Source organism: Mycobacterium talmoniae (assembly GCF_001854525.1).
Taxonomy (GTDB): Bacteria; Actinomycetota; Actinomycetes; order Mycobacteriales; family Mycobacteriaceae; genus Mycobacterium; species Mycobacterium talmoniae.
The window spans coordinates 1-20,866 of sequence record NZ_MLQM01000088.1 but is presented as its reverse complement, the minus strand read 5'-3'; the positions used below and the strand labels follow the sequence as shown (position 1 = coordinate 20,866).

Annotated in this window: 16 protein-coding genes; 5 read left to right on the top strand and 11 right to left on the bottom strand. The window is 69.4% G+C overall.

The window, feature by feature from the left end; translation table 11 throughout:
* The 6 genes from BKN37_RS15975 to BKN37_RS15950 form a co-directional block, all read right to left on the bottom strand.
* The coding region (locus BKN37_RS15975) for a DUF2207 domain-containing protein (RefSeq protein ID WP_071027562.1) at positions 1–1,775 on the bottom strand (1,775 nt) is incomplete at its 3' end.
* A gap of 118 nt (positions 1,776–1,893) precedes the next feature.
* Positions 1,894–2,313, bottom strand: coding sequence for an acyl-CoA thioesterase (locus BKN37_RS15970; RefSeq protein WP_278184956.1), 420 nt, complete (start codon positions 2,311–2,313; stop codon positions 1,894–1,896).
* Positions 2,310–7,157 carry an NAD-glutamate dehydrogenase gene (locus BKN37_RS15965; protein ID WP_071027560.1) on the bottom strand — a complete coding sequence of 1,616 codons (4,848 nt, stop codon included), beginning with the start codon at positions 7,155–7,157 and terminating at the stop codon, positions 2,310–2,312. The genes BKN37_RS15970 and BKN37_RS15965 overlap by 4 nt, the downstream gene beginning before the upstream one ends.
* A gap of 45 nt (positions 7,158–7,202) precedes the next feature.
* On the bottom strand, positions 7,203–8,879 hold the full coding sequence (gene ettA / locus BKN37_RS15960; RefSeq protein ID WP_071027558.1) for an energy-dependent translational throttle protein EttA: 1,677 nt from the start codon (positions 8,877–8,879) through the stop codon (positions 7,203–7,205).
* A 77-nt stretch (positions 8,880–8,956) separates the two neighbouring features.
* Positions 8,957–9,439, bottom strand: a complete 483-nt coding sequence (locus BKN37_RS15955) for a single-stranded DNA-binding protein (RefSeq protein ID WP_071027556.1) — start codon at positions 9,437–9,439, stop codon at positions 8,957–8,959.
* Between the two features lie 157 nt (positions 9,440–9,596).
* Positions 9,597–10,397, bottom strand: coding sequence for an LppX_LprAFG lipoprotein (locus BKN37_RS15950; RefSeq protein WP_242657271.1), 801 nt, complete (start codon positions 10,395–10,397; stop codon positions 9,597–9,599).
* A 252-nt stretch (positions 10,398–10,649) separates the two neighbouring features.
* Here BKN37_RS15950 and BKN37_RS15945 point away from each other — a divergent pair, with 252 nt between their 5' ends.
* The gene (locus BKN37_RS15945) at positions 10,650–11,981 is read left to right on the top strand and encodes an MFS transporter (RefSeq protein ID WP_071027564.1); all 1,332 of its coding nucleotides are present in this window, start codon (positions 10,650–10,652) and stop codon (positions 11,979–11,981) included.
* On the opposite strand, the gene BKN37_RS15940 is transcribed toward BKN37_RS15945, so the two are convergent.
* Positions 11,978–12,895 (bottom strand): acetoacetate decarboxylase family protein, encoded by a 918-nt coding sequence (locus BKN37_RS15940; protein ID WP_071027554.1) that lies wholly within the window; start codon positions 12,893–12,895, stop codon positions 11,978–11,980. The two genes, BKN37_RS15945 and BKN37_RS15940, sit on opposite strands and share 4 nt — an antisense overlap.
* A gap of 168 nt (positions 12,896–13,063) precedes the next feature.
* On the opposite strand from BKN37_RS15940, the gene BKN37_RS15935 reads away from it, so the two are divergent.
* Positions 13,064–14,308 (top strand): NADH:flavin oxidoreductase/NADH oxidase family protein, encoded by a 1,245-nt coding sequence (locus BKN37_RS15935; RefSeq protein ID WP_071027552.1) that lies wholly within the window; start codon positions 13,064–13,066, stop codon positions 14,306–14,308.
* Here BKN37_RS15935 and BKN37_RS15930 read toward each other — a convergent pair.
* On the bottom strand, positions 14,298–16,256 hold the full coding sequence (locus BKN37_RS15930; RefSeq protein WP_071027550.1) for a YhgE/Pip domain-containing protein: 1,959 nt from the start codon (positions 16,254–16,256) through the stop codon (positions 14,298–14,300). The genes BKN37_RS15935 and BKN37_RS15930 overlap by 11 nt on opposite strands.
* A 2-nt stretch (positions 16,257–16,258) precedes the next feature.
* Positions 16,259–16,969, bottom strand: a complete 711-nt coding sequence (locus BKN37_RS15925) for a hypothetical protein (protein ID WP_071027548.1) — start codon at positions 16,967–16,969, stop codon at positions 16,259–16,261.
* Here BKN37_RS15925 and BKN37_RS30285 point away from each other — a divergent pair.
* Complete coding sequence (locus BKN37_RS30285) at positions 16,862–17,605, top strand: nitroreductase family deazaflavin-dependent oxidoreductase (RefSeq protein WP_341271937.1); 744 nt, start codon at positions 16,862–16,864, stop codon at positions 17,603–17,605. The genes BKN37_RS15925 and BKN37_RS30285 overlap by 108 nt on opposite strands.
* Positions 17,606–17,622: 17 nt before the next feature.
* Complete coding sequence (locus tag BKN37_RS15915) at positions 17,623–18,375, top strand: nitroreductase family protein (protein ID WP_071027544.1); 753 nt, start codon at positions 17,623–17,625, stop codon at positions 18,373–18,375.
* Here the strand turns inward: BKN37_RS15915 and BKN37_RS15910 are convergent.
* Positions 18,337–19,167: an SDR family NAD(P)-dependent oxidoreductase gene (locus BKN37_RS15910; protein ID WP_071027542.1), complete on the bottom strand. Its 831-nt coding sequence runs from the start codon at positions 19,165–19,167 to the stop codon at positions 18,337–18,339. The two genes, BKN37_RS15915 and BKN37_RS15910, sit on opposite strands and share 39 nt — an antisense overlap.
* A 115-nt stretch (positions 19,168–19,282) precedes the next feature.
* On the opposite strand from BKN37_RS15910, the gene BKN37_RS15905 reads away from it, so the two are divergent.
* Entirely contained in the window at positions 19,283–19,861 is a 579-nt protein-coding gene (locus BKN37_RS15905; RefSeq protein ID WP_071027540.1) for a TetR/AcrR family transcriptional regulator, read from the top strand.
* Here the strand turns inward: BKN37_RS15905 and BKN37_RS15900 are convergent.
* Positions 19,858–20,866 (bottom strand): cytochrome c oxidase assembly protein (locus BKN37_RS15900; RefSeq protein ID WP_131823623.1); only part of this gene is annotated, 1,009 nt, incomplete at its 5' end. The genes BKN37_RS15905 and BKN37_RS15900 overlap by 4 nt on opposite strands.

Sequence of the window (20,866 nt, the reverse complement as noted above, 5' to 3'; positions counted from 1 at the left end):
CCCCCCGCCCCCGCCCCCCCCCGCCGAGCCCAACCCACAAAGCTCGACCCGCCCGAGCTCGACGACGAGCGCTGCGCGGCCTTATACGCGGCGATCGACGTCGCGACGGTGGCGCCGAACGCGGCCAGCCCGCCGGGCGAGGACCACCCGGCCGAACGGTCGGACGCGGTAACGGGATACCAGGTCGGGGTGGGCGGCTCCTGCCCGGTGGCGGTCCGATACTTGGCGGCCCACTTATCGGCCACCCCGAACGCCGCCGCGTACGGGATGTAGGCGATGAACAGGTCCTCGCGCGCGGCGTAGTCGAACCGGTCCTCGCTCGACGGTGTCGCCAGCAGCCGCTCGAAGCCGCCGGCCCGCGACCACAGCTGCCGGCCCGCCGCGGTCCGCCGGGTGCCCACGCCCTTGGCCCACAACCCGAGGCCAGCGATCGTGAACAACGCGAACGGCAGCCCCCAGATGGTCGGGCCGACGATAAACCCGATCAGCGCCGGGACGGGGCACACCACGACCAACACCCGGCCGAGCCACTCCGTCGCCGCATAATTGCTCAATCCCTCGGTGCGCGACCAGGACTTGCTGGCGGACCTCAGGCTGTCGCTGGCCTTCGTCAGCGTCTCGCCGGTACCGCCGCCGACGACGAACTCGGTGTCGGCGGTGGTGACGCCGAGTTCCTTGGCGGCCTCACGGGTCACCGGGTCGATGGCCGCCCACTGCTCGGGGGTGCCGATCCCGGTGACGGTCCACCGCGTCGAATCGGTGCGGTCCAGCCGCACCAGCCCCCGCTCGGCCAGATGCAGCAGGGTGGCGACCAGGGCGTGGTCGCCGACCCCTTCTTTGACGATGTACACGGTCTGCACCGGGCCCAACCCGTCGGGCGGCTGATACATCACCGGCAGGCCCGGTGACGGCTCCCGGGACCGCCACACCCACAGCGATCCCGCCAACGCCGCCAGCACCGATAACACCGCCAGCACCCCGGCGACGGGAACCGAGCGCCCCAAGATCCCGTCGACGCGGGCACTCCAGGGCAGGGTGGCGCGCTCCGGCAGCGGCAGCGGCTGGTCGACGCGGACGGTGACCGGGTTGCGGGCCGGCAGTTCGGCCGCGGTCACCGTGACGCGGTCGGTGCCGGCGCCGTCGATGGTGCACGGAATCGACCCGGTTTTGCTGGCCGCGCACTGCACCAGCCCGGAGGCGTCGGGCAGCTCGATGGCGACGTGCGCGGCCCGGATCGGCATCTCCCAGAAGCCGACCACGTTCCAGTAGAACGTCGAGCCGGGGTCGGTCCGGTTCGCGCCGGCGCGGGTGGTGAAATCCCCTGCCGCACTGGATGGTTTCGCCAGCACCCCGTCGACGCGGTAGTCGACCACGTAGGTGTGCGCACCGGGGCTCACCGTCGCATCGGCGTCACCGATCTGCGCGACGTAGACGCTGCGACCATCGCGCCACGAGTAGCTGACCGGCACCGGGTGGTTGTCCATGGTTATCGCGGTCACGGTCGGCACCAGCCGCAGGTGCGGGTCGGTCGGATCGGCGACCGGAAAGAACCAGAAGATGCCGTGCCGGTCGGCCGGCAGGTTCACCGTCAGCCGCTCGGTGGCAGTCAAGTGCCCGTCGGCGGCGATCCGATACGTCGCGTCGTAGTTCGTGATCGTCGCCGGATCGGTGGCCGCGGCCACCGCGCCCGAGGTCCCCAGCAGCGGCCACAACAGACCCAGCCCGCAGAGCGCCACGCTCAGCACCCACACGACCACCAGGATCGGTGTCTTCATCTAGCGCTTCCCCCCGTGGCAACTGAGTCTCAGCGAATCCTACCCCCCGCGAGCAGACGCAAAAGCACCCAAAAACGCTGCCGAAAGGGGACTTTTGCGTCTGCTCGCCGCCGGGTGGCTACCGCTGCCAACGCTGCAGGTACTCCCGATGCTCCGGGGACAGCCGCACCAGCTTCTGCTCGTCGATGTCGAAGGCCGCCAGCTGGGATTCGGCGATCACCGCCGGTTTGGAGTCGGGGTCGGCGTTGACCGAGCGCACCTCGTAGCCCAGGGTGAAGTCCACCGCGCGCAGCCGCTGCACCCAAATCGTCACCTGCAGCGGCGAATCCATCAGCCGCAGCTGCCCCTTGTAGGCGACCCGCACCTCGGCGATCAGCAGGCCGGTGGTGATGATCTCGCCGCCGAAAACCGGCGCCAAAAACGGCACCCGGGCCTCTTCGAGGATGGTGACCATGGTGGCGTGGTTGACGTGCTGGTACATGTCGATGTCCGACCAGCGCACCGGGACTGGCGTGACGAACCCGCCGGCGCGGCTCACCGCCCGGATCCCCGGCCACTGGTCCGCGTCATGCTGCGGATCTGGCGGGCCGCCACCGACAGCGCGGCCAGGTCCCGCTCGTCGGACGCGTAGATTTCGGTGAGCGTGCGGCGCGCCCGCTCCACCCGGGACCCGTTGATGTGCTCCCACTCGGCGATCTTTTGCACCCCATCCTCATCGGGCTCGCCGACGGCGAGCACATCCAAACACAGCGACCGCAGCGAGCCGTAGATGTCGTCGCGAATCGCCAACCGCGCCAACGCATGCCAGCGGTCGTCGCGGGGCAGCGCGGACACCGCGGTGAGCAGCCCGTCGGTGCCGAGCCGATCCATCAGGGCGAAGTAGGTGTCGGCGACCTCGGCTTCGTCGCGGTCGATGATATCGGCGATGTCGATGATGTCGAGCAGGCTGTACTGGTACAGGCCGGTGGCCACCACCAGCGCCAAATCCTGCGGGGCGCCGCGGGAAACGAACTCGGCGGTCTGCTTGGCCACGATGGCCTTGTCGTCGCCGCGCAACCATTCCGCCATGCGCGGCGTCAGGGCCTTGACCTTCTTGGCGAACCGGTTGATCTCGGCGCCGACGGCCAACGGCTGCGGACGGTAGTTGAGCAGCCACCGCCCGGCCCGGTCGATGAGCCGCCGCAGGTCCAGCGTCATCCGGTCCGAGACCGCCACCGGCATCCCGTTGGCGTCGGCGGCCGCCCGGATCCGCCGCCACACCTCGCCCACCCCGAAGATCTCGTCGGTTGCGACGTAGGTGCGCACCGCGTCGACCAACCCGACCCCGACGTCCTCGGTGATCCGGTAGGCGTAGGTGATGCCGGCGGTGTCGACCAGATCGTTGATCAGCATGGTGGTCACGATCTCGCGGCGCAGCTGATGGGAGCGGATCTCGGGGCCGAACCGCTGCGCCAGCACCGCCGGGAAGTACCGCGGCAACCGGGCGGCGAACACGTCCTGGTCGGGCAGGTCGGTGGCCAGCACCTCGGCCTTGAGCCCCAGCTTGACGTGGGCCATCAGCGTGGCCAGCTCCGGGGAGGTCAGGCCCAGCCCGGCCTCGGCGCGCCGGTCGATCTCCTTTTCCGACGGCAGCGCTTCCAGCTCGCGGTTCAGGCCGCGGTCGGCCACCAGATGCTTGATCTGCATGGCGTGCACCGGCAGCAGGCTGGGCGCGTTGGCCCGGCTGGTGCCCAGCAGGTCGTTCTGGTCGGCGTTGTCGACCAGCACCAGCCGGCCCACCTCGTCGGTCATCGACAGCAGCAGCTCGGTGCGGTCGGCGGGATCGACCTTGCCGGCGGTGACCAGCGCGTCGATCAGGATCTTGATGTTGACCTCGTGGTCGGAGCAGTCCACCCCGGCGGAGTTGTCCAGCGCGTCGGTGTTGATCCGGCCGCCGCACAGGTCGAACTCGACCCGGCCCAGCGAGGTGACGCCCAGGTTGCCGCCTTCGCCGATCACCTTGGCCCGCACCTGGTTCGCGTTGACCCGCACCGGGTCGTTGGCGCGGTCACCGACGTCGGCGTCGGATTCGCTTTCGGCCTTGATGTAGGTGCCGATGCCGCCGTTCCACAGCAGGTCTACCGGCGCCCGCAGGATGGCCCGGATCAGGTTGGGCGGGGTCATCTCGGTGACGTCGTCGTCGATGCCCAACGCGGCCCGCGCCTGCGGGCTGACCGGGATGGACTTCTGGCCGCGGGCGAACACCCCGCCGCCCGCGCTGATCAGCGACTTGTCGTAGTCGTCCCAGCTGGACCGCGGCAGCTCGAACATCCGCTGCCGCTCGGTGAAGGACCGCGCGGCGTCCGGGTCGGGGTCTAAGAAGATGTGCCGGTGGTCGAAGGCGGCGATCAGCCGGATGTGGGTGGACAGCAGCATGCCGTTGCCGAACACGTCCCCGCTCATGTCGCCGATGCCCACCACGGTGAAGTCTTGCGTCTGGGTGTCGACGCCCATCTCCCGGAAGTGCCGCTTGACCGACTCCCAGCCGCCCTTGGCGGTGATCCCCATCGCCTTGTGGTCGTAGCCCACCGAACCGCCCGAGGCGAACGCGTCGCCCAGCCAGAACCCGTAGGACTTGGCGACGTCGTTGGCGATGTCGGAGAAGCTGGCGGTGCCCTTGTCGGCGGCCACCACCAGGTAGGCGTCGTCGCCGTCGCGGCGCACCACCTGCGGGGGCGGGTTCACCGCGCCGGTGGCGTGGTCGACGTTGTCGGTGACGTCGAGCAGCCCGGAGATGAACAGCCGGTAGCAGGCGATGCCCTCGGCGCGGGTGGCGTCGCGGTCGGCGGCGGGGTCCCCGGTGGGCAGCGGCGGGGTTTTGACCACGAACCCGCCCTTGGCGCCGACCGGGACGATGACGGCGTTTTTGACCTCCTGCGCCTTGACCAGGCCCAGGATCTCGGTGCGGTAGTCCTCCCGGCGGTCCGACCAGCGCAACCCGCCACGCGACACGTAGCCGAACCGCAGGTGCACCCCTTCCACCCGCGGCGAGTAGACGAAGATCTCGAACTCGGGGCGCGGCAGCGGCAGCTCCTCGATCAGCTGCGACCGGAGCTTGAACGCCAAAATATTCTGGCCGCGCGCCGAATTCTCGCGGGTCACAAAGTAGTTGGTCCGCAACGTGGCCTGGATCAGCGACGCGAACGCCCGCAGCACCCGGTCGGTGTCCAGGCTCACCAGCGCGTCGATGTCGGCGGTCACCGCGGCCGCGGCGGCTTGCGCGTTGCGGCTCTTGGCCGAACCGGACGGCCGCGGGTCGAACAGCGCCTCGAACAGCGCCACCAAGGACCGCGCGGTGTGCGGGTAGTCGTTGAGCACCGAGGCGATGTGGGTCTGGCTGTACGGAAACCGGGCCTGCCGCAGGTATTTCGCGTAACCACGCAGGATCACCACCTGTTGCCAGGTCAGTTCGGCCCGCAACACCAGTTCGTTGAACCGGTCGATCTCGTTGCGGCCCTGCCAGATCGCGGTGACGGCGTCGGAGAACCGCGCCGCGATGGCGTCGCGCTGCGGGCCGGCCGCCGGGATCTCGATGGTCGGATGCGGTGAGATCTTGAACTGGTAGATCCACACCGCGAGCCCGTCGGGCCGGGTGACGGTGAACGGGCGCTCCTCGAGCACCACCACACCCATGCTCTGCAGCATCGGCAGCAGCTGGCTCAGCGACGCCCCGTGCCCACCCAGATACCAGGTCAGCTTGGCGATGCGGTCCTCGTCGCGTTCGGACAGCACCAACTTCACCGAATCATCGGTCAGCTCTTCGATGATGGCGATGTCCTCGATCGCCTCGGTGGGGGTGACGGCCTGCTTGTAGACCTCGGGGAACGCGGCCGCGTAGTGTTCGGCGTCCCGCTGTGGAATCGCGGTCGCCGCCACCGCGCCCAGCAGCCGGTCGGCCCAGGTGCGCGCGGCCTCGGTCAGCAGCCCCTGGATCCGCACCCGGTTGTTCTCCGAGGTGTCCACCGCGGGGGCCCCCGCCCCGTCCGGCAGCCGGATCACGAAATACAGCAGCGCCCAGGGTGCTTCACTGACCCGCGCGGTGTATTCCAGGCTGGTGCCGCCGAATTCGCGGACCAGGATGTCCTGCATCGCCAACCGGACCGCGGTGGTGTAGCGGTCGCGGGGCAGATACACCAGGCACGACACGAACCGCCCGAGCCGGTCGGCGCGCGGAAACAGCAACGCCCGCCGCCGCGATCCCAGGTCGGCCACCGCCATCGCCATGGTCAACAGCCGTTCGGCGCTCATCGCGAACAGCTCCGGGCGCGGGACGGTTTGGATGATGTCGAGCAGCAGCTGCCCGGGATGGCTGGGGTCGCGTTCGGACAACGTGAGCGCCTGCTGCACCGTGCGCGAGATCATCGGGATCTCTTGCACGTTGGCGTTCATCGCGGCGACGGTGAACAGCCCGACGAAGCGGTGCTCGATGAGGCTGGTGGGCGTGCTTTCCCGCAGCACCACGATGTAGGTGTAGGAGCCGAACCGCATGTAGCTGGGCACGGTGGCCTGGGCCAACACCAGCAGCCCGTTGCGGTCGGTGAGCCGGGAATGCGACGCCTTGCGCAGCCGCATCACCCCCAGCCGGGCCGATTCGTCCACCGACACCTGCCCGTCGTGCACCGGCCCGCGCTGGTAACCCAGCAGCACGAAATGCCCGTCGGCCAGCCAGCGCAGCAGCGCCGCGGCGTCCCCGCGGTCCGGGCTGGTGAAGTGCCCGGCCGGGTCGCGGTCGACGGTGTCGGCCAGCTGGCGCAGGGTGGCGGTCATCGCCGTGGTGTCGGCGGCCACCTGCCGAACGTCGGCCATCACATCGGGCAGCAGCCGGCCGGCCTCGGCCAGCGCCTTCTGGTCCACCGACGGCGCCAGCCGGATGTGGATCCAGGTCTCATCGACGCCGCCGCCTCCGCGCTCGTCGGTTTTCGGGGCGACGCTGAGCAGCTGGCCGGCCGGGTCGCGGCGCACCGTGAACACCGGGTTCATGATGCCCACATAGGCCACCCCCAGCCGGTGCAGCAGCACCGCCAGGGAATCCATCAGCGGCGCACCGTACTCGGTGATCACCTGCAGCGCCGGGCCGAAACCACCCGGGTCGTCGGCGGCGTAGACGGCGACCTTGCTGTCCCCGGCGGGGCGGTGCTGCGCCAGCCGGCAGTGCGCGCCCAGCATCGCCGGCGTCACCGCCATGACGGCGCTGCGCTGGATGGCGACGGTGTCGTCGGGCTGGGTGTCGGCTTCGGGGGCCTCGCTGTGCGGGCCCCGGTAGGTGGCGGTGTAGGCCAGCGTCACCCAGCGGGGGATGTCGGCGGGCGGGGTGGATGGTGTCCACTGCGCATCAACTGTCACGCTGACCGTCCCTCCCGCACACCAGCCCTGTCACCGCGGACCAGATTAGTCCCGGGTCAGCCGCCGGTGGGTCACTCGGTGCGGGCGGGCGGCTTCCACACCCAGCCGCTCCACCTTGTTCTCCTCGTAGGAGCCGAAGTTGCCCTCGAACCAGAACCACTTCGCCTCGTTGTCGGCGTCACCCTCCCAGGCCAGGATGTGGGTGCAGGTGCGGTCCAAGAACCAGCGGTCGTGGGAGATCACCACCGCGCAGCCGGGGAACTTCTCCAGCGCGTTCTCCAGCGAGCTCAGCGTCTCGACGTCCAGGTCGTTGGTGGGCTCGTCGAGCAGGATCAGGTTGCCGCCCTCTTTGAGGGTCAGCGCCAGGTTGAGCCGGTTGCGTTCCCCACCGGACAGCACCCCGGCCGGCTTTTGCTGGTCGGGGCCCTTGAACCCAAACGCCGACACGTAGGCCCGCGACGGGATCTCGTTCTGCCCGACCTGAATGTGGTCGAGCCCGTCGGAGACGACCTCCCACACCGTCTTCTTCGGGTCGATGCCGGCCCGGCTCTGGTCGACGTAGCTGAGCTTGACCGTCTCGCCGACCTTGACGGTGCCGCTGTCGGGCTGCTCGAGCCCGACGATGGTCTTGAACAGCGTCGTCTTGCCGACCCCGTTGGGGCCGATCACGCCGACGATGCCGTTGCGCGGCAGCGTGAAGGACAGATCCTTGATCAGGGTGCGGCCGCCGAACCCCTTGTCGAGGTGGTCGACCTCCACCACCTGGTTGCCCAGCCGCGGGCCGGTCGGGATCTGGATCTCCTCGAAGTCGAGTTTGCGGGTCTTCTCGGCCTCGGCGGCCATCTCCTCGTAGCGCTGCAACCGGGCCTTGTTCTTGGCCTGCCGGGCCTTGGCGCCCGACCGCACCCAGGCCAGCTCCTCCTGCAGCCGCTTTTGCAGCTTGGCGTCCTTGCGGCCCTGCACCGCGATCCGCTCGGCCTTCTTCTCCAGGTAGGTGGAGTAGTTGCCCTCATACGGGTAGGCGCGCCCGCGGTCGAGCTCCAAAATCCACTCGGCCACGTTGTCCAGGAAGTACCGGTCGTGGGTGACCGCCAGGATCGCCCCGGGGTAGCTGGCCAGGTGCTGCTCGAGCCACTGCACACTCTCGGCGTCGAGGTGGTTGGTGGGCTCGTCCAGCAGCAGCAGGTCGGGCTTGCTCAACAGCAGCTTGCACAGCGCCACCCGGCGGCGCTCCCCGCCGGACAGGTTGGTGACCGGCTCCTCGGGCGGCGGGCAACGCAGCGCGTCCATCGCCTGCTCCAGCTGGGAGTCGATGTCCCAGGCGTCGGCGTGGTCGAGCTCCTCCTGCAGCCGACCCATTTCCTCCATCAGCTCGTCGGTGTAGTCGGTGGCCATCAGCTCGGCGACCTCGTTGAACCGGTCCAGCTTGACCTTGATGTCGCCCAGACCCTCCTCGACATTGCCGCGGACGGTCTTGTCCTCGTTCAGCGGCGGCTCCTGCTGCAGGATGCCCACGGTGGCGTCGTTGGCCAAAAACGCGTCGCCGTTGTTGGGTTTGTCCAGGCCGGCCATGATCCGCAAGACGCTCGACTTGCCGGCCCCGTTCGGGCCCACCACGCCGATCTTGGCTCCAGGCAGGAAGCTCAGCGTGACGTCGTCAAGGATGACCTTGTCGCCGTGCGCCTTGCGGACCTTCCGCATCGTGTAGATGTATTCAGCCATGCCGCGGTTGTTGCCTTCCTGGTCTTTGATTGCTCGGGGACCATCCTAGGGGCTCGGCGCGGCACGGCTGCCCGGCGCTACGCCGACAGCGACAGCCCCGCCCCGGAGTCGTCGCTGACGGCGTGATCGGGGTCACCGGTCTCGCCGTCCGCGGTGCCGGCGACCGGTTCGGCGGGGCTGGCCGGCACGCTGTCCGGCCCGGCGGCGACCAGCTTCTCCACCCGCGCCGCGCAGCGGGACAAGTCGGGGCCCACGCAGGTGGCGCGCAGCTCCAGCGTGGAGCGGCGAATACCCTCTTTGTCCTCGTATTCGCTGGTGTAGACGTGGCCGACCACCACCACCGGCGAGCCCTTGCGCAGCGACGCCCCCACCCCGGTGACCAGCCGGCCCCAGCAGTTGACGGTGACGAACAGCGAGTTGCCGGGTTCCCACGTCCCGTCGGGGCCGCGGCGCCGCGAATTGCTGGCGACCCGGAACTTCATCACCTCCTGGTCGCCCACCCCGCGGCGAATGGGGTCGTTGACGATGTTGCCGATCACGGTCAGCGGAGTTTCGAACATGGCTCAATTCCTTCCTGGGTGCGGCGGGCGATCCGCCGGTGCTGCCCTCATTGAGCCGCGAACACCCGACACCGCGGTCGGGGCGGCCGCCGGAATCGGGGCCGGCTGTGGAAGAAATGGCGACTGGGGATAACCGGCGCCGCGGGCTACTCCGCGGTCACGGTCCGGTGGTCGGCTTGTCGATGGTGACCGGTACGTTCCAGTTGGACAGCACCATCTCGATCGCGTTGTCCTTGCTCGGCTCCAGCTTGGCCTTGACCAGCTGGTGGTCCCCGCTCTCCTGGATCCACACCGTCGTCGACATCTTTTTGCTGGCATCCAGCGGCACGATCTTGTTCACCGCGTCGGCGGTGACCTTGCCGGAGACCCGAATGGTCTCCTGGCCGTCGACGGTTTCGCGGGCCTCGGCCTTGGGGTCGATGAAATCGGAGAGCAGGTTGGCCAGCCCGGTGTCCGGGTTCAGGATCGCGGCCACGTCGTACACCTGGGAGGTGGGCCCGTAATCGCGCCACGCACCCCCGGGCAGCGACGCGTACATGCGGCGGTCGAACTCGACGAATTTGATGCCGACGTCGGCGCCCATGATGGTGATCTTGGCGTCACCCTGGGCCGCGGCGCCGGGCTGGGTGGTCAGCTCGCCGCCCAGCGTTTTGACCGGCATCTCCGCGATCTTGCCGGTCACCGACAGCGCCAGGTGCGCGCTCTTGAGGTCCTTGGTGCTCTTGCTGGACTCCTTGAGCAACGCCGCCGGGTCCGGCAGCGGGTCGTCGGCCTGCTTCGACGACGACGACGCGGAGGACGACGACGTCGCCGACGGCGAGGACGCCGACGCCGGCGCCGCGGACGACGTGGACGAGGACCGCGACGACGACGGCGGTGGCGAGGAGGTCGAGGAGCAGCCGGCGATGACGGCGACGACGACGCCCACCACAGCGGGGACGGCCATGAGCCTGCGCATCCAGACATCGTAGTGGGCGCCGCCTTCCCGCGCGGAGGCCGACGTGCTCGGTGCGGTATTCGGCTGCCGCGCCGAGGAATTGGGGCCAGCGGTGGCCCGCCGTGTCGGCACCGCAAAAATGACGTGCCGAAGACGGCCCTGGGCAATTGGTACCGTCGAGCGGTGGCTACCACAAGCCGACGGGACAGCGATGACCCCACTCACCGACGGATGTGGACCCGCGACGAGATCCGGGTTTCTGATCCGGCGGCCATGCGTCGATCGATCGCGGGCACCGCGATCGGCAACTTCATGGAGTGGTACGACTTCGGCATCTACGGCTTCCTGGCCACCACGATCGCGCAGGTCTTCTACCCGTCGGACAGTTCCAGCGCCGTCGGCTTGATCGCCACCTTCGGCACGCTGGCGGCGGCGTTCGCGGTGCGGCCGTTCGGCGGGATCGTGTTCGGTTCGCTCGGCGACCGCATCGGCCGCAAAAAGGTGTTGGTCATGACGGTCACCCTGATGGCGATCGGCACCACGGTGACCGGGTTGCTGCCCGGCTACGAGAGCATCGGCATCTGGGCGCCGGTGCTGCTCATCGTCACCCGTGTCCTGCAGGGCTTCTCCACCGGCGGGGAGTACGTCGGCGCGATGACCTACGTCAGCGAACACGCCCCGGACCGCAGCCGCGGCGCCATGGCCGGGTTTTTGCCGCTGGGCACGCTCAGCGGCTACGTGGTGGGCGCGGCGGTGGTGACCGGGCTGCAGACCCAGGTGCCCATCGCCGACATGCTCAGCTGGGGCTGGCGGATCCCGTACCTGCTGGGGGTGCCGCTGGCCCTGATCGCGCTGTATATGCGGTTGCGGATCGAGGAATCGCCGGCCTACGAGCAGATGAGCGAGCAGGAGCCCAGTGGCGGCGGCTGGCGGCAGTTCCAGCAGACGATCGTCCGACAGCGCACCGCCCTGCTGATCACGATGGGTTTGGTGCTGGCCGAGAACGTCACCAATTACATGCTGACCGGCTACCTGCCGACGTACTTCAAACAGGTCGGGCGGATCAGCGGCAGCACCGGATTGCTGATGATCGTGGTGGTGCTGGCCCTGATGCTGGTGACGGTGGTGTCGCTGGCGAAGTTGTCCGACCGCATCGGCCGCAAACCGATCATGTGGACCGGCTGTGCGCTGCTGATCGCCGGCTCGGTGCCGGCGTTCCTGCTGATCCGGCATGGCGCCGGGCATTCGGCGAAGTTCGTCGGGGTGCTGCTGATCGGGGCGACGCTGCTGTGCTTCAACGCCACCTCGCCGTCCACGCTGCCGGCGCTGTTCCCCACCAACGTGCGCAACTTCGCGGTGGCCATCGGGTTCAACATCTCGGTGTCGGCGTTCGGCGGCACCACCCCGCTGATCGCCGAGGCGCTGGTGTCGGGCACCGGCAACGTGATGGTGCCGGCCTACATCCTGATGGCCGCGGGCCTGATCGGCGCGGTCACGGTGTGGTTCACCCCGGAGGTGGCCGGCAAGCGGCTGCCGGGTTCGGGGCCGTCGGTGGCCACCGAGGAGGAGGCCCGCGAAATCGTCGAAGCGGGCCAGTCCGTCTAACGGGGGCCGGGCACCGACGTCGGGACCGGCAGGTGCAGGGCGAGTTGGGCTTCGGTGGCGACGTCGAGTTGCACGGTCCTGATCGGCTGCAGCGACCGGAGGTCGTCGGCCATCCGGCCCTGCCCGATCCGCAGGTCGATTTTGCGCGGGAAGCGCGCACTTCCGGTCGACAGCAGGTTGGTCTGGCTCAGCGTCGCGTGCCAAGCACCGTCGATGGTGGTGTAGGAGGTCAGCGACGAGACACGCTCGCCGGTGGCATATCTGGTCTGGGCGGGGGTGGGCGCCGACAGCGCCAGGTCGGTGCCGCCGGCATCGTTGGCGACCCGCGCGGTGGCCCGGCGGGCGTCGATGTCGACGTCGAGCCCGGTGACCCACTTGGGGAAGCCGTAGCCGTCGTGGCCGCGAACCTGCGCGATCTGCGTGCTCACCGGCAGCGACAGCACATAGGAGTGCAGCTGGTCGTTGGCCAGCCCGGCGGCCAGGTCGACGAACCCGAGCCGGCCGTGCCGTGCCGGCCGCACCGCGATGCCGACGGCGGCTTCGGTGTAGAAGTCGATGTCGCACACGTCGTAGCGGAAGAACATCACCGAGACGATGCCGAGCCCGGGGGCAATTTCCAGCGGCGCCAACTCTTGTGGTAGCCGGCCCCGGATCGCGCGGGAGCGGGCCAGCATCACCAGTCGGGCGGTGGCGATGCGGTAGTAGAAGTTCGGGGTGAGCGTGGTCCCGATCGCGGACTCGACCGTCGTTTTGGGCAGCCGCCGGAAAAAGTCCACGCTGCTCACCCGGGGATCGCGGGCGACGTCGTCCAGATCGGTGTCCATCCGATACCGGTCGTACAGCCCGCCCTTGGGGACCGGGACCCGGTGACCCCCCAGGTCGACGTCGACGGTGCCCGGTTCGGTCGATGACATGGGCGCCTCCCCTCGCTGACATGTGTGCGGTGTTCGCATCAGGCTAACCACCCAATGTAAGCACCGTCAACACCGCGGCCAGCGTCCCCGAACCAGCGCATGTTGACACTGCTTACTTAGCCTCGTACGCTGGCGTGAGCACCGCTAACATTCCTGCCGGAGGTCCCAATGCCCGTCACCGTCTTCAGTCCGCTGACCCTGCCCAACGGGTCGGTCATCGGAAACCGGCTGGCCAAGGCCGCGATGGAGGAGAACATGGCCGGCGCCGGACAGTTGCCCGATGAGGCGCTGTTTCGGCTGTATCGGCGGTGGAGCGCCGGCGGGGCCGGGTTGCTCATCACCGGCAATGTGATGGTGCACGCCGAGGCACTGACCGGCCCGGCGGGTGTGGTGCTCGACGCGCACTCGCCGCTGGAGCCGTTCCGGGCCTGGGCGGCCGCCGCGCACAGCGGCGGCGCGCGGGTGTGGATGCAGATCAACCACCCCGGTCGGCAGGTGATGGCGAACATGCCCGGCGTGGCGTGGGGCCCCTCGGCGATCCGCGTCGACATCGGTCGCAACAGCAAGCGGCTGGCGCAGCCCGTCGAGATGACCGCCGAGCAGATCGAGGCGACGGTGGCGCGTTTCGCCGAGACCGCGCGGCGCGCCGAGCTGGCCGGGTTCGACGGGGTGGAGATCCACGCCGCCCACGGCTATTTGCTGTCGCAGTTCCTGTCGCCGCTATCCAACCGGCGCACCGACCGGTGGGGTGGCACCCTGGAGAACCGGGCGCGGCTGCTGCTCGACGTCGTCGGCGCCGTCCGGGCTTCGGTGGCGCCGGGGTTCACGGTGGCCGTCAAACTCAACTCGGCCGACTTCCAGCGCGGCGGCTTCGACGCCGCCGACGCCCGGCAGGTGATCGGGCTGCTGGCGCCGCTCGGGGTCGATTTGGTCGAACTGTCCGGCGGCAGCTACGAAAGCCCCGCGATGACCGGCCACTCCCCCGCCGACGAGCGGACCCGAGCCCGCGAGGCGTACTTCCTCACCCTGGCCGAGGACCTGGCCGCCGCCAGTCCGCTGCCGCTGATGCTGACCGGCGGCATCGTGCGCCGACCGGTCGCCGAAGAGGTCCTCGCCGGCGGCATCGACCTGGTCGGCATGGGCACCGCGCTGGCCGTCGATCCCGATCTGCCGAACAAGTGGCGCGCCGGCGGCGACGCCGCGGTCACCCTCGCGCCGGTCGCGATCAAGGACAAGGCCGCAGCGTCGGCCGTCGGCATGGCCCGAGTCCGCTATCAGCTGCGCCGCCTGGGCAAGGGCCGACGCACCCGCCCCGGGGTTCCGCCGCTGGCCGCCTACGCCCAGGAAACCGTCCTGCGGCGCCGTGCCCTGCGCCGCTACCGGACCTGGCTGCAGGCCCGGCCTATATCTTGATCGCCGGCAGCAGCCGGGTGAGGTTCCAGAGTTGGTTGCGTCGGGCGGACAGCGACGAGATCACCAACGCCCCCACCCAGATGCCGACCAGCGTGGCGATCGCCTGCCAGAGCCGGAAATCGATGCCGCCCAGGATGAGCTGGCGCAATCCGTTGACCCCGTACGTCATTGGGTCGTAGTGGTGCAGCACCTGGAATGGTCGTGACGTGGTTTCCACCGGGTACATGCCGCCGGCGCTGACCAGCTGGAGCATCAGCAACGCCATAATCAGCACCCGTCCCACCGCGGGGCCGACGAGCGCGTTGATCGCCTGCGTCGCGGCAACGAACGCGCAGGACACCAGCATCAAAAAGGCCAGCATGGCGACGGGATGCGCGGCGTGCATCCCGAGGGCGAACCGCACCACGCAGTACAAGATGATCGCCTGGACTATCCCGATCGCCGCCGCGGGCAGATAGCTGGCCAGCGCTACCCGGATCGCGGTCACCTCCGCCGCGATGGCCCGGCTTTGCAGCGGCCGCAACACCATCCACAGCACCAGGGCGCCGAAGAACAACGCGAGCGTGAGGAAGAACGGCGCCATCCCGGTGCCGAAGTTGGGGGCGGCGTTCTCATGGGTGGTTTCCAGGTGAACCGGCCCGCCGATGGTGTCGGCGATCGCGTCCTTCTGCTGGGTGGTCCACTCCGGCGCCTGCTTGGCGCCGTCGGCGAGTTTGGTCGCCAGCTCGGTCGATCCTGCCCGAAGTTGGCCGGTACCCGACTTCAGCTGACCGGCACCGTCGTCGAGTTTGGCGATACCCGTTGCCAATTCGGCACTCCCGGCGGCAACCTGCTGGGCGCCGGTGCGCAACTGGGTCAGCTTGTTGGTCAGGTCTTGCCCTTTGTTCCCGACCTGGTCGAGCGCCGACTTCACCGGGCTGCCGGGGGTGCGCAGCGGCTCGGTCATCGCGATCGCGGCGTTCTCGGCGTCGGTGAGCTGCTGGCGGATCTGCGGTGTGAACTGATGCCCGCGCAGCTGGTCCTGGGTGCCGCGCAGGGTGTCTGCGGCGCTGCGGGCCACCGGGTCCCCGCTGGCCGACAGCTGGTCGATCACCGCCGACAGCGAGTTGGCGGCGGTGTCTTGGGCGGTGGCGATGGCACCGATCTGGTCGTTGGCCTGCTGCAGGGCGGTCGCCCCCTGTTGCAGCTGGTCGGTGTTGCCGCCAATGACCGACACCGCTTTCGCCACCGCCAGCAGCGGGTCGGTGGCCTGGGTGATGCCGTCGGAGAGCTGCTTGGCCCCGGCGGCGAGTTGCGCGGAGCCGGACCGCGCGGTGTGCAGACCGGCCGACAGCTGCCCGGCGCCGTCGTCCACCCGCGCCGCGCCGTCGGCCAGTTGTTGCGCCCCGTCGGCGGCCTGCTTGATCCCCGCACCGGAGGAAACCACCACCGACAGCACCTGATTGACCGCCTGCCCGGAGATCCGGGTCGACACGGCGTTGAGGACCTGCTCGGTGGCGGTGCGCCCGATGCTGGACGAGATGTAGTTGTTGGCGTCGTTGTAGACCGCGATCAGCTTGGCCTGTTTGGGTTTCCCGGTGGTGGGCGAGGCGATCGCTTCGCTGAAGTCGGGGGGCAACTCCAGCATGAAGTAGTACTTGCCGTGTTCGACCCCGTCGCGTGCCTCTTGGGGATCCACGACGTGCCAGTCCATGCTGCCGTCGGCGGTGAGGCTCTTGGCGATCTCCGCCCCGGCGTTGAGCTGTTGCCCGGACACGACGGCACCCCGGTCGGCGTTGACCAGCGCCACCGGCATCTTGTTCACGTGGCCGAAGGGGTCCCAGTAGGCCCACAGGTACAGCGCCCCGTACACCAGCGGCAGCAGCGTCAGCACCACAATGGCCGCGCGTGTCATCCGGCTACGGCCGAAACGCTTGATCTCCGAGCCGAATGCGAGTCCAGCCAGCATCGTCAGTCACCTTCAGTCAGGATGCGATGATCGTGTAGGTCGTGGTCGGGGGCGTCACCGCCGAGCGGGTTGGTCACCCCGACGACGACGGTGCGCCGGGCCGCGATCGCGCCGAGCCGGCCGACCGCCAGCTCCCGCCGCGAGTTGTCGCGGACTTGCTCCAGGTCGCCGACCACCAGGATCGGGCGATCCGAGAACAGCGCCAACGTGATGCGGAGCAAGAACAACTCCAGGTCGGACAGCTCGACGATGTACGTCTTGGCCGAGGGCGCCGGAATCTCACCGAACACCTCGTCCAGTTCGTTCTGCCCGGAGTGAATCGAGACCCGCGAGTACCAGGGCGCCAGCCAGCGGCGCTGCTCGGCGAGCACCGTTTCCACGGTCACCGACTCCTCCAGCGCGTCGATGTCGGCGAACGCCGCTATCGCGCAGTGCCGGCGGATCGCGCGCGGATGGGTGTCGCCGAGCACGGTCACGGTGCCCCGGCTGGGCTTGAGGCGTCCCGCCAGCGTCAGCAGCAGCGCGTCCTGCCCCGGTCCACCGGGCATCTGAATGGCGTGAAAGCCCCTGCTGAGCTCCAGGTCGATGCCGGAGAACAGCGGAGCATGCTCGCCGTCCAGCCCCAACCCGGCGGCGACGATCAGCGGCTCACTTGGCGAATCATCGGCCGGTGCATCCGACGAGGCATCCTCGGATTCGTCCTCTACCTGCATCGAGCTCGTCTCCTCGGGTTCCTCAGCTCCGACTCCGCCGCGAGAACCTTCCCATGTGCGCGCCGCTTACATTACTGTAAGCAGTGTCAACATCCGAACCGCGTACGCGGCTCCCCCTGCGGCGACCTGCGGATCAGAGTATGGGGGATGCGCCCCACGGAGGGAACGAGAAGCCAAACACATGACCGATCACACCCCGGGCGCCACCGGCGGCGCCGATCACAGGAAGGCACGTCCATGCCGATGCCACGTTGGGTCGCCCGGCTAAATCGCCGATTCAGTAACCGTCTCGTCCTGCTGTGGGCGGGGTGGGTCCCCGGAATGGCGGTGCTGCAGCACGTGGGCCGCACATCCGGCCGCCAGTACCGGACCCCGCTCAATGTGTTCCCCGTCGACGGCGGCTATCTGTTCCTCGCCGGCTACGGCCCGCAAACCGACTGGCTGCTGAACATCAAGGCGCGCGGCAGCGCCCACGTTCAGCACTATGGCAAGACGGTCCAGGTCGACAGCCCGCACCTGGCCACCCGGCGCGAGGCCGCGCCACTGATTCCACGACGGTGGCGGCCGATGTACGCGCTGTTCCCCTTCCCCTACAACCAAGCCGTGCTGGTCACGGCCACCCATCCGTCACGCTGAATCTTCCGGAGGCGCAAATGCCAATCACCGAGACCCCCGCCGCTTCGGGTGCGGGCCCGTTCACACCCCCCGACTCCGCCGCGGCGCTCGCCGGGCTGAACATGCCGCTCGCCGAGGCCATGCTCACCCAGCGGGCGATCCGCCGGCTGCATTTCGACCCGGTCGACTTCGACGTGCTGCGCGAGGTGCTGGCGCTCGCCCTGAAGGCTCCGACCAGTTCGAACAGCCAGGACTGGGCGTTCGTCGTCGTCACCGACGCCGAGCAGAAGCGGCGGCTGGTACGCAGCTATCAACGGATGTTCAAGCTGTTCCGGGTATTCGGACGGTTCTACGCCACCGATGAGCCGATGCGTCGCCAGCTGCGGGTGGCCGAGTGGCAGGGCGAGCACTTCCACGAACTGCCGACCCTGGTGGTCGCCTGTTATCGGCGCAACCTGCGGCATCGGCCGGTCGGGTGGCCGCAGCTGTCGGTCTCCTCGTTCTACGGTTCGGTGTATCCCGCGGTGCAGAACCTGCTGCTCGCGTGCCGGGCCGTCGGCCTGGGCGCCTCGCTGCAAACGCTGCCGGTGTGGCGGGTCGCCGGGGTGCGCCGGGTGCTGGAGTTGCCCCGCTCGATGGTGCCGGTGTGCATCGTCCCGATCGGTTGGGCGCGCGGGCGTTACGGCCCCACCCAGCGACCGCCGATCGAAGCCGTGCTGCACCTCGATCGATTCGGCAACCAGCCGTTCGGCTCAGTCCAGGCCGACGAGATCAGCGGAGAGGGCCCATAATCCGTCGATGAGCCGGGGATCGTGGGCCTGCCGGTTCTCCGGGCCATGGGCGCGGTGCCGCGAGAAGTACACGCCGTTGATCGCCGGGTCGGCGCCGCGCCGGGCCAGTTCGATCAGCGGCGCGGCGCCCTGTTCTGGGGTGATCGCCGCCAGGTGGCGCAGCGGGGTGCGGTAGAGCAGGCCGACGAAGCGCGAGTCCCGACCAAAGCTCGTCGCGACCGGACCGGGATGCACTGCGGCCGAGACGATCCCGTCCCCAACCCAGCGTCGGGCGATGCCGCGGGTGAACAGAATGTTCATCAGCTTGCTCGACCCGTAGGCGCGCATTTCGAACGGGTGCCGCCGCCGGTAGTCCAGATCGTCCAGGTCGATGCGGCCAAACAGGTTCCCGATGCTGGAGGTATTCAGCACCAGGGCGCCGTGCGCGGCAACCAGCCGGTCGCGCAGCAGGTTGGTGAGCAAAAACGGCGCCAGGTGGTTGATCTGGAAGTTGGGTTCGTGACCGTCGGCGGTCCGCAGCCGCGGCGCGAACGTGCCGCCCGCGTTGTTCATCAGGATGTCGATCTTGCCGACGTGCTCGCGGATCCGTCGGGCCAGCGAGCGAACCTCGTCGAGACGGGCGAAATCCGCGGTCAGCGCGGTGGCCCCGGTGTCGGCGGCCACCGGCGCGAGTTTGCGGGCCGACCGGCCGACGACAACGAGGTCGACCTCCGGCCCGGCCAGCGCACGGGCGGCCACGGCGCCGATGCCGTCACTGGCACCGGTGATCACGATGGTTACCGGTGAGGTCATGGGTGGCTCTCCTTCGTTTCGCAGCATGCGACCACATATGTTAGCGCCGCTTACTCGCACCTGCTGCTAACATTAGGGGCCCATGTAAGCAGCGTCAACACAAGGCTGTCACACCATGTCCACCTCGACCGCGCCGTATCACCACGGCGACCTGCCCGGTGCGCTGGTGCGCGCCGCGGTGGAGTTGCTCGAAGAAGGCGGTGCGACCGAGTTGTCGGTGCGGGCCGCCGCCCGCCGCGCCGGCGTGTCCACCGCCGCGCCCTACCGCCATTTCGCCGACCGGACCGCCCTGCTCTCGGCCGTCGCCGCGGTGGGCTACCGGGAGCTGGCCAGCGATCTGGTTGCGGCGCACCCGGAGCCGGCCACCGCAGACGACCTGGCGGCCATCGCGGTCGCCTACGTCCAGTTCGCGCTGCGGCGCCCGGGGCTGTTCCGGGTGATGTTCACCGAGCAGTGCGATCCGACCAATACCGAGCGGGTGGCCGCGGTGGAAGCCGTCCACGGCTACCTCAAAGCCACCGTGCAGCGGGTGTTCCCGGCCGCCGATCCGGAACCGATGGCAACGGCTGCGTGGGGCCTGGTGCACGGCTTGGCGTTCCTGCACCTCGACGGAAAGCTCGACACCTCGTCCGCCCAAGCCGTTGCCGACACGGTGCGCGCGGCGGTGCGCGCGCTGATCGGGCAGAGCGGCTAGCGCTGGGAGGCGTCGCGGCGGGCCAGTTCGGCCAGCATCGCGTTGTAGGCGGCCAGTTCGGCGTCGTCGTCGCGGTCGGCGGCGCGGTCCAACCGGGTGGCGGTGCGTTGATCGCTGCGCCGCCACTGCACCAGCAGCGCCACCATCACGATCACCAGCGGGATTTCGCCCGCCGCCCAAGCGATTCCGCCACCGAGGCGCTGATCCCCCATCAGGTCGGTGTGCCAGCTCAGGTGCAGCGAACGGTAAAAGTCCTCGGCGAGCAGGCTTTTCATGCCCATCAGCACCACCCCGAAGAAGGCGTGCAGCGGCAGCGACGCGAACACCACCCCCACCTTGGCCACCGGCGGGATGGGCCGCGGGGTGGGATCCACGCCGATCACCACCCAGTAGAACAGGTAGCCGCTGAGCAAAAAGTGCAGGTTCATCGCCAGATGCCCGACGTGGCTGCCGGCGGCCGCGTCGAACAGCCCGCTGAAATACAGGCCGTAGAACCCGGCGACAAACAGCACCGTGGCGATCACCGGGTGGGTGAAGAACTTCGAGACCCGGCTGTGCAGCGCGGCCAGCAGCCACTCCCGCATCCCCGGGGGCTGCCCGCGCCCGGCCGCCGGCAGCGCCCGCAGCGCCAGGGTGACCGGGGCGCCCAGCACCAACAGGATCGGCACCAGCATCGACAGCAGCATGTGCGCGGCCATGTGGATGCTGAACATGGCCGGCATGTAGCGGCCCAGACCCGAGGAGGTGGCGAACAGCAGGCTCGCGCAGCCCAGCAGCCAGGCCACCGTGCGTCCCGGCGGCCAGCGATCGCCGCGGCGCCGCAGCCGCCACACCCCGGCGGCGTACACCGCGGCGAACACCAGCGCGGCGGTGCCGAACACCAGGTCGAACCGCCAGTCGAACAGGATCCGCGCCACGGTGGGCGGGCCGGCGAAGTCGTAGCCGATCTTCACCTCCGGGATCGACGGGCGCAGGATCGGCGGGGGCGGCGGCGGGGGGGGGCCC